The following is a 6,422-nucleotide window of genomic DNA, read 5'->3' on the forward strand; positions in this document are numbered from 1 at the left end:
CAATTATGAAACCGCTTACAGATACCGATTACATACACGCACTGATTGCCGAGGGAGAGCATCAGCAACAGGATTTTAAATTCGAAATTTCCGATGCGCGCAAAATAGCCAAAACCCTGTCGGCTTTTGCCAACACCGACGGAGGACGCCTGTTAATCGGAGTAAAAGATAACGGGAAAATAGCCGGTGTACGCTCCGAAGAAGAGAAATATATGATTGAAGCCGCCGCACAGCTCTATTGTATCCCGGAAATTGAATATACCCTACGGACATACACCGTGGAAGGGCGGCAAATACTGATAGCCACGATTGAAGAGAGTTCCCGCAAACCGGTCTATGCCAAAGATGAAAACGGCAAGCCCCTCGCCTATCTCCGCATCAAAGACGAGAATATACTGGCAACTCCCGTACACCTGCGCGTATGGCAGCAAAGCGACAGTTCCCGCGGCGAGTTGATTCGCTATACGGAACGCGAACAACTGCTTCTCGAACAACTGGAAAACGGAAGTTTGCTTTCGCTCAACCGCTATTGCCGCCAAACGGGACTTTCCCGCCGAGCGGCCGAACATCTGCTCGCGAAATTTATCCGTTACGACATTGCGGAACCCGTATTTGAAAACCATAGATTTTATTTCCGGATAAAAAAGGAGTAAGCGGGCACTGTCTTTTTCTCCCGACGGTTGCCGGACTCGGAAGGAAACGGGTGTCCCGGATTTCCTTTTACAAATAAGAATAAACGGGCCCGATATATAAACAGGCAGTCTCAACCATCGAAAAGGAGCCGGAATGTTGGTGGAACCCAACAGTTTTTGTACCTTTGCAGCGTCGGTAAAACACCGCATTCCTAATTGGTTGTAATTTGTAATTTAGTAATAATAAAATGGGATTATTTGGTTTATTCAAAAAGAAATCCGATGAGACAAAAGTCGGCAACGTAGAAGATTTCATATCACTGACACGTGTTTATTTCCAGTCGGTCATCGCTACCAACCTCGGTATCACCAATATCCGCTTCCTGCCGGATGTGGCCAATTTCAAACGCTTGTTCAAAGTGCCTACCCAGAACGGCAAGCTGGGGCTGGGCGAAAAGGCCGCCTCACGCAAGATGCTGATGCAGGATTACGGGTTAAACGAGAATTTTTTCAAAGAAATAGATGCGTCTGTCAGACGTAACTGCCGTACCCAGAACGACATCCAATCCTATTTGTTCATGTACCAGGGATTCTCGAACGACCTGATGATGTTAATGGGTAACCTGATGCAGTGGAAATTCCGCATGCCGTCCGTTTTTAAGAAAGCGCTCTACGGCATGACACAGAAAACAGTCCATGACGTATGTACGAAAACGGTATGGAAGGCAGACGACGTGCATAAGACGGCGGCGGCCGTCCGCCAATACAAGGAACGTCTGGGGTATTCGGAACAATGGATGACGGACTATGTCTATAACATCGTCCTCCTTGCCAAAAAGGAACCCAAACGGAAAAACGACGACACGGAAACGAAAAAATAGACGGTCGTAAATGTTAGAAAATCGTAAAGAATAATACGATAGAAAAAGCGGAGGTGAAAAACTTCCGCTTTTTTTGTTATCTTTATGTAGTTTTTTTCTTTTACCGCAATACGAAAGAAAAACCATCCGGAAAGAACAATCAAAAAGGGCGCGTCTGCCCGACCGCTTCTATTTATTAGAACTAATGATATGATTACAGAACAATAAGAAATTAGATTGCTTATGAAACAAAAGAAAATGCTTACGCTTACCTTTTCACAGTTGAAACAGATTTATAACCAAGAAATACCGGAATTGGCAGAGTTGGCGGAACAAAGTGCCTCTGCGGAAGGCTTTAAGGATAAATTGCTGAAATTCCTGGATACTTGCGATATAGCCAATGAGACTGCAAAAGAGGCAAGGGAGCAAATTCGACTTTTACTTCATTATGACGGACAGGAGATTCACGAACTGTCTACAGGGCAGACCATGCCCATACAAACCATCCGGCTGCTATACGAGTTTCTGACGGAAACGTTGGAAAACATGGAGATGCCGACCGATTTGTTCATCGAGCTGTTCCAGTTATTCAAAAGGCTGAAAGGGGAAACTGTCCCCCTGCCTTCGCCCCAACGCATTAAAAACAGGAATGACCGGTGGGAAACGGGACTGGACGAAGAGGTGCGCGAGATTCGTGGTGAGAACAAGGAACGGATGCTACACCTGTTGATTCAGAAGATTGAAAACAGGAAATCGAAACCTTCGGCACGCTTTCATTTTGAAGAGGGCATGAGCTATGAAGAGAAATACCGCCTGGTGAGCGAATGGTGGAACGATTTCCGGTTTCATCTGGCAATGGCGGTAAAGAACCCGGGAGAGCTGAACCGCTTTCTAGGCAATTCATTGTCTTCGGAAACGATGTATCTGCTCCACCGTGCCCGTAAAAAAGGAATGCCTTTTTTCGCGACTCCTTATTACTTGTCTCTGCTCAACGTGACGGGATACGGCTACAATGACGAAGCCATCCGGAGTTATATCCTTTATTCACCCCGGCTGGTGGAGACTTACGGCAATATCCGCGCATGGGAAAAGGAGGACATCGTAGAAGCGGGAAAGCCGAATGCGGCGGGATGGATTCTGCCGGAGGGACACAACATCCACCGGCGTTATCCGGAAGTGGCGATTCTCATTCCCGACACGATGGGACGGGCTTGCGGCGGGCTTTGCGCCTCTTGCCAACGGATGTACGACTTCCAAAGCGAACGGCTCAATTTCGAATTCGAGAGCTTGCGCCCCAAAGAATCATGGGACCGCAAACTGCGCCGGCTGATGACTTATTTCGAGGAGGACACGCAACTAAGGGATATCCTCATCACCGGCGGCGACGCGCTGATGAGCCAGAACAAGACATTACGCCACATACTGGAAGCGGTATATCGCATGGCGGTACGCAAACGGAAGGCAAACCTCGAACGTCCCGAAGGAGAGAAATATGCAGAACTGCAACGTGTACGGCTAGGTTCGCGCTTGCCGGCTTATCTGCCGATGCGTATCAATGACGAACTGGTCGAGATTCTGCGTGAATTCAAAGAGAAAGCTTCGGCTGCCGGCGTGAAGCAGTTTATCATCCAGACTCATTTCCAAACTCCCCTGGAGGTTACGCCGGAAGCCAGGGAAGCAATCCGGAAAATCCTTTCTGCCGGATGGATTATCACCAACCAACTGGTATATACGGTAGCGGCATCCCGCCGGGGACATACGACACGGCTCCGGCAGGTGCTCAACTCGGTTGGAGTAGTTTGTTATTATACTTTTTCCGTGAAAGGGTTTAACGAGAATTACGCGGTATTCGCGCCGAACAGCCGTTCCATGCAGGAACAGCAGGAAGAAAAGAGATATGGCGGAATGACTCCGGAACAGGCAGAAGAGCTGTATGAAATACTGGTAACGAAAATCGGAACGGAAAACGGGATGCAGGAAGACACCGCCAAGCTATTGCGGCGTTTCATGAGAAAACATCATTTGTCTTTCCTGGCTACCGACCGCAGCGTGCTGAATCTGCCCGCCATCGGTAAGAGCATGTCTTTCCGGTTAGTAGGGCTTACGGAAGAAGGGAAACGCATCCTGCGTTTCGAGCATGACAATACCCGCCGCCACAGCCCGATTATCGACCGGATGGGAGAAATCTATATCGTAGAGAACAAATCGCTTGCCGCCTACCTACGCCAACTCGGCAAGATGGGCGAAGACCCGGAAGATTATGCTTCTATCTGGAGTTACACCAAAGGGGAGACCGAGCCTCGGTTCAGCCTGTACGAGTATCCCGGTTTTCCTTTCTGCAAAACGGAGAAAATGAGCAATCTGAGCATTGAGGCCTAAACTTCTTTCACACGTATTACCGCATTCGCGATAATCGCGGTAAGTCCTCCGGTAGTGATTCCCGAAGAGAAAATGCTTCGTATCGCTTCCGGAGCCTGTTTCAACACATCCGGCATGAGTTCCACTCCCAGTCCCAAAGAAAGGCTGACTGCCAATACCAGTGTTTCCCTGCGTCCTATCTCCTGGGAAGAGATGATGCGGATTCCGGCCGCCGCCACCGTGCCGAACATCAGTAAGGTCGCACCGCCCAACACAGGGTCGGGCATCAGGGAGAAGACGGCTCCTACAATGGGAAACAACCCCAGCAGGATAAGCATGGCAGCGATGTAATAGCCGACATAACGGCTAGCCACTCCGGTCAGTTGGATGATGCCGTTGTTCTGGGCAAAAATCGAATTCGGGAATGAGTTGAACATTCCGGCAAGGAATGAATTGAACCCGTCCGCCATTACACCTCCGGAAACGCGCTTCAGATAAGAATCGCCCTTAATCGGAAGGCCGGAAATCATGGAATTGGCTGTCACGTCTCCTGTGGCTTCTATGGCTGTTATCAGATATACCAGTCCAATGGCGATAAAAGAAGAAACATTGAAATCGACCCCGTACTTGAAGGGTTGGGGAATATTAAAGCTCGTCAGCATTTCCACATTCAACGAACTCATATCTACTTTTCCAAATACAAAAGCCAATCCGTATCCCAGACACAATCCGAGGACAATGGAACTCATACGCAGGTATTTATTCCCGCAACGGTTAAAGAAAAGCACGCTCAACAATACCAGTGCCGCAACAGATAGGTTTTCCCAAGAACCGAACGTTCCGTCATCCATCGCCGCATATCCCCCGCTACAAGACACAATGCCTACTTTTATCAAGCTCAACCCGATAAGCAATACGACAATGCCGGACACCAACGGGGTGATTATGTTGCGGAGGTACTTAAATGTACGACTGACAATCATCTCAATCGGAGCGGCGGCCATGCAGGAACCGAAAATCAAAGGCAAACCGCCAACCAGCCCGGTGGCTATGATGGGGCCGATAAAGGAAAAACTCGTCCCTTGAATACAGAGCAGCCCTGCTCCCACCGGTCCCAGACGACGGCACTGTATAAAAGTGGAAACTCCGGAAGCAAACAGGGACATGGAGACCAGAAAGCCGGTTTTATCCACATCCAGCTTCAACGCACTTGCAATAATCAGGGGAGGTGTAATGATTGCCACGAAAATTGCCAACAAATGTTGCAAGGCTGCAAACAAAGCGTCTTTAAAAGGGGGGCGTTCTTCTACACCGTATATCAAATCTGTTTTCATCCAATGAGTTGTTCAATAAAATCAGGTGCAAAATTAGCTAAATCGGTACATATATACGCATTCCGGCAGCAGATTTTATATCATATTTTTCATTCCTGTTTTGAAGGAAACGAACAATATCACTATTTTTGTAAGAAATTAAAGCGAATCACAGATATGGAAATCGAAAAACATCCGTTAGAGCCGTTCCTCCCTGCGAAAGCCAGGTTGCTCATGTTAGGCAGTTTTCCGCCACAGAAAAAACGCTGGTCGATGGATTTTTACTACCCGAACCTCAACAACGACATGTGGCGTATTTTCGGAATCTTATTTTTCAATGACAAGGATTATTTTCTGAATGATACCCGAAAGGCATTCTGCAAGGAGCGAATCACTGATTTCCTGAATGAAAAAGGAATCGCCTTGTTTGACACGGCATCCTCTATCCGCCGGTTGCAGGACAACGCCTCGGACAAATTCCTGGAAGTAGTGGAATCTACCGACATAGCTGCTTTACTCCGGCAAATTCCCGAATGCAAGGCAATCGTCACTACAGGGCAGAAGGCCACGGATACCCTTCGCCGGCAATTGGACATAGAGGAGCCGAAAGTGGGAGACTATTCCGAATTTGCCTTTGACGGCCGTGCCATGCGGTTATACAGAATGCCTTCTTCTTCACGGGCATATCCGCTGGCACTGGACAAAAAGGCAGCCGCCTACCGGATTATGTATCAGGATTTGCAATTGCTCCCCTGAATTTCAACTAGTTCAGCATAATATAAGATATTAACCAATAAATTCGCGTATGAAACCTTTGTTTTTGCAATACCCGGCATGCAGCACATGCCAGAAAGCCAGAAAATGGTTAACAGAAAATAACATTGAATTTACCAGCCGGCTCATCGTGGAGGAAAATCCCACAGCAGAAGAATTAAAAGAATGGATTCCGCGCAGCGGCTTGCCTTTGAAAAAATTTTTCAATACCAGCGGAATGGTGTATAAAGAGTTGAAACTAAGCGAGAAACTTCCCGCTATGAGTGAAGAGGAACAGATTGCACTGCTTGCTACGAACGGTAAACTCGTAAAACGCCCGTTACTGGTGACAGACCATTTTGTATTGGTCGGTTTTAAACCCGACGAATGGGAAAAATTAAAATAATTCAAAACTTATTTATTCAAACGCTTGCAGATTCGGAAGTTTCTGCTACCTTTGCAGCCGCAAACACGGGAGTAGCTCAGTTGGTAGAGCACCGGTCTCC

At 47.8% G+C, this 6,422-nt stretch carries 6 protein-coding genes; 5 read left to right on the top strand and 1 reads right to left on the bottom strand.

Features of this window, described 5'->3' with window-relative positions:
• The first annotated feature begins 5 nt into the window (after nt 1-5).
• The 3 genes from Q5076_RS14190 to Q5076_RS14200 all read left to right on the top strand — a co-directional run bounded on the left by Q5076_RS14190 (nt 6) and on the right by Q5076_RS14200 (nt 3,871).
• The gene (locus tag Q5076_RS14190; RefSeq protein ID WP_303014250.1) at nt 6-653 is read left to right on the top strand and encodes a helix-turn-helix domain-containing protein; all 648 of its coding nucleotides are present in this window, start codon (nt 6-8) and stop codon (nt 651-653) included.
• 227 nt (nt 654-880) lie between these two features.
• Nucleotides 881-1,513 carry a hypothetical protein gene (locus tag Q5076_RS14195; protein ID WP_303014251.1) on the top strand — a complete coding sequence of 211 codons (633 nt, stop codon included), beginning with the start codon at nt 881-883 and terminating at the stop codon, nt 1,511-1,513.
• Nucleotides 1,514-1,735: 222 nt separating this feature from the next.
• Nucleotides 1,736-3,871, top strand: a complete 2,136-nt coding sequence (locus tag Q5076_RS14200) for a KamA family radical SAM protein (protein WP_303014252.1) — start codon at nt 1,736-1,738, stop codon at nt 3,869-3,871.
• Here the strand turns inward: Q5076_RS14200 and Q5076_RS14205 are convergent.
• Nucleotides 3,868-5,184, bottom strand: a complete 1,317-nt coding sequence (locus tag Q5076_RS14205; protein ID WP_303014253.1) for a nucleobase:cation symporter-2 family protein — start codon at nt 5,182-5,184, stop codon at nt 3,868-3,870. The two genes, Q5076_RS14200 and Q5076_RS14205, sit on opposite strands and share 4 nt — an antisense overlap.
• Nucleotides 5,185-5,340: 156 nt before the next feature.
• Here Q5076_RS14205 and Q5076_RS14210 point away from each other — a divergent pair, with 156 nt between their 5' ends.
• Entirely contained in the window at nt 5,341-5,919 is a 579-nt protein-coding gene (locus tag Q5076_RS14210) for a uracil-DNA glycosylase family protein (protein WP_303014254.1), read from the top strand.
• 49 nt (nt 5,920-5,968) lie between these two features.
• Nucleotides 5,969-6,322 carry an arsenate reductase family protein gene (locus tag Q5076_RS14215; protein WP_303014255.1) on the top strand — a complete coding sequence of 118 codons (354 nt, stop codon included), beginning with the start codon at nt 5,969-5,971 and terminating at the stop codon, nt 6,320-6,322.
• The last annotated feature ends 100 nt before the right edge of the window (nt 6,323-6,422 follow it).

Origin of the sequence: uncultured Bacteroides sp., from assembly GCF_958445495.1 — a bacterium.
In the GTDB taxonomy this organism is placed as follows: domain Bacteria; phylum Bacteroidota; class Bacteroidia; order Bacteroidales; family Bacteroidaceae; genus Bacteroides.